General features: G+C 70.8%; 1 protein-coding gene. It reads left to right on the top strand.

Annotated features, from left to right (window positions below; all coding sequences use genetic code 11):
• The coding region (locus AC2CJA_RS26290) for an ABC transporter ATP-binding protein/permease (RefSeq protein WP_484605158.1) at positions 1-2122 on the top strand (2122 nt) is incomplete at its 5' end.
• Between the last annotated feature and the right edge of the window lie 51 nt (positions 2123-2173).

The following is a 2173-nucleotide window of genomic DNA, read 5'->3' as shown; positions in this document are numbered from 1 at the left end:
GCAGTACGTGCCGCGGCCTCCCCAGGGCGGCGGTGCCCCGCACGACGGCGCCCCGCACGGCGGTGCCCCGCACGGCGGCGCCCCGCTCCACGGCGACCACCGCAACCCGACCACGTTCCACCGGTTCGCGCTGGGCCGGGTGATGCGGATCGGCCGTGCGCTGGAGAACGAACTGGTCGTCTCCGACCTCCAGGTATCCCGCCACCACGCGGAGTTCCGCTCCGCCCCCGACGGCCGCTTCGAGATCCGCGACCTCGGCAGCCACAACGGCACCTACGTCAACGGCCAGCCGCTGCCCAAGTCGGGCACCGCGGTCATCGGACCCGGCGACATCGTCGGCGTCGGCCACTCGACCTTCCGTGTGGTGGGCGACCGGCTCGAGGAGTTCGTCGACACCGGTGAGGTCTCCTTCTCCGCCCGGCACCTGACCGTCAAGGTCGACGGGGGCAAGGTGATCCTCGACAACGTCACCTTCGGCGTGCCCGAGAAGTCCCTGGTGGCCGTCATCGGCCCGTCCGGCTCCGGCAAGTCCACACTGCTGCGCGCCCTGACCGGCTACCGCCCGGCCGACATCGGCGAGGTCCTCTACGACAACCGCGACCTCTACAGGCAGTTCGCCGAGCTGCGCCAGCGCATCGGCCTGGTCCCGCAGGACGACATCCTCCACAAGGAGCTGACCGTCCGCACCGCCCTGCGCTACGCCGCCAAACTGCGCTTCCCCGGCGACGTCGCCGAGGCCGAGCGCAACGCGCGGATCGAGGAGGTGCTGGCCGAACTCAAGCTCGACATCCACGCGGGCAAGAGGATCACCTCCCTGTCCGGCGGCCAGCGCAAGCGCGTCTCGGTCGCCCTGGAGCTGCTCACCAAGCCGTCGCTGATCTTCCTGGACGAGCCGACCTCCGGCCTGGACCCGGGCATGGACCGCGACGTGATGAAGCTGCTGCGGGAACTGGCCGACGACGGCCGCACCGTACTGGTGGTCACGCACTCCGTCGCCGAACTCGGGCTGTGCGACCGCGTCCTGGTGATGGCGCCCGGCGGCGGCGTGGCCTACTTCGGCCCGCCCGAGGAGGCCCTGAACTTCTTCGGCTACGAGAGCTGGGCGGACGTCTTCTCGGCCTTCGAGAACTACCGCGACTACGACTGGATCGGCCGCTGGCAGGGCTCGCAGCACTACCGGCTCTACGCCGCCGACCTCGACGCCGCCGCCCCGCAGCAGGCGTACCCCCAGCACGCGCGGTACGCGGCGTCCTCCCCGCCCGCCTCCCGGCCGCCCAAGCCGCAGAGCTGGGGTTCCCAGCTGTGGACCCTCACCCGGCGCTACACGTCGGTCATCGCCTCGGACAGGGGTTTCCTGGCACTGATGGTCATCCTGCCCGTGATCCTGGGCGTGGTCAGCACGGTGATCCCCACCGACCACGGCCTCACGCGCAACCCCGGGGGCTTCAACCAGCACGCGGGCACCATCCTGCTGATCCTCGCGGTCGGCATGTGCCTTTCCGGCGCGGCCAACTCGGTGCGCGAGCTGGTCAAGGAACGGGTCGTCTACGAACGTGAACGGGCCACCGGCCTGTCCAGGTCCGCCTATCTGATGTCCAAGGTGGTCGTCCTCGGGGTGATCACCGCCTTCCAGGGCGTGATCATCTGCGCTATCGGCTTCTCGGTGCGTGAACTGCCCGAGGAGGGTCTGATCATGCCCGCGGCCGCCGAACTGTGCGTGGGGATCATCGCCTTCGGCCTCACCTCCATGATGGTCGGACTGGTGATCTCCTCGCTGGTGAAGACATCCGAGATGACCATGCCCCTGCTGGTGGGCTTCGCGATCGTCCAACTGGTCTTCACCGGCGTGCTCTTCCAGGTCTTCGACGCCCCCGGCATCGAACAGGCCGCCTGGCTGATGCCCTCGCGCTGGGCGGTCGCGGCCACCGGGGCCACCGTCGACCTGTCCCGCACCATGGCCCCCTGGGACCGCGATAACCCCACCGGCCTCGACCCGCTGTGGGAGCACAGCACGGGGGTGTGGGTGATGGACATGCTGATCCTGCTCGCCATCGGCGTCGCCTGCGGCTTCGCGGTGGCCCGCCTGCTGCGCCGCCACGAGCCGGAGGTCATGCGCAAGTGACCGCGCGGCCCCCGGGGCCCCGCGCCCCCCCGCCGCCCCCCCCCGGGGGGG

It is taken from the genome of Streptomyces sp. ATLC9 (assembly GCF_057196705.1).
Note: the sequence above shows the minus strand (reverse complement) of the source record. Positions and strands in the feature narration are given on the sequence as shown.